This window comes from Acetobacter tropicalis, assembly GCF_001580915.1.
Classification (GTDB): Bacteria; Pseudomonadota; Alphaproteobacteria; order Acetobacterales; family Acetobacteraceae; genus Acetobacter; species Acetobacter tropicalis.
Genome location: NZ_LHZQ01000025.1, coordinates 1 through 759, shown reverse-complemented (window position 1 = coordinate 759; position 759 = coordinate 1). Strand labels below are relative to the sequence as shown.

Annotated in this window: 1 protein-coding gene; it reads right to left on the bottom strand. The window is 57.4% G+C overall.

What is annotated here, in order from left to right; all coding sequences use genetic code 11:
* Positions 1–567, bottom strand: a 567-nt coding sequence (locus AD944_RS00130) for a recombinase family protein (protein WP_061474609.1), incomplete at its 3' end; no start/stop codon positions are given.
* Positions 568–759: the final 192 nt, after the last annotated feature.

Here is a 759-nt window from a genome sequence, read left to right as displayed (position 1 = left end):
TGATCCAAAATTACTCCATCTGTGAGATTTCCGCGTCGAGCGTGCCACACCAAAGTTGCGGCATATGGCTGCTTTGCTGGCACCAGCTTCCAGGGCAGCCGTAATGGCAGCGACCTTTTCTGCGTCGATCGCGGGGGGCCTGCCACCACGCCGGCCCCGGCGCCTGGCGGCCGCCAGGCCCGCCATGACCCGTTCGCGCGTTAAGGCGCGCTCGTATTGGGCAAGCGCACCGAACATGGAAAATAACAGTTCGCCTTGCGGGGTTGCCGTATCCATATGCTCGGTCAAGGAGCGGAAGGCGATGCCGCGTTCCCGAAAATCGGCGACGATTTCCAGCAGGTGTGACAGGGAACGACCAAGGCGGTCGAGCTTCCAGACCACCAGCGTATCTCCCTCCTTGAGCCAGGCAAGGCACGCCTTGAGGCCAGGGCGATCGTCACGGGCGCCGGAAGCCTTGTCGGAATAAATGTGGCGTGCATCAACGCCGGCAGTGATCAGCGCGTCGCGCTGGAGATCCACTGACTGGCGGTCATCGGTCGAGGAAACCCGCATATAACCGACCAACATGCACGAAAAACCTTAATAAAAGTGTTTCCGCACAGTAGTTCAAAGCGACAGAGTTTGTCGTGCAGTTTTTGTAACTTTGGCGGCTATCGTTTCCGGGCATGAAAAAGAATGACGGAAAACATGTGTTTCCCGTCATCGATGCCCAGCATCAACCCTTAGCGTATATCTGTGCCCGTTTTATGTAATGACCCC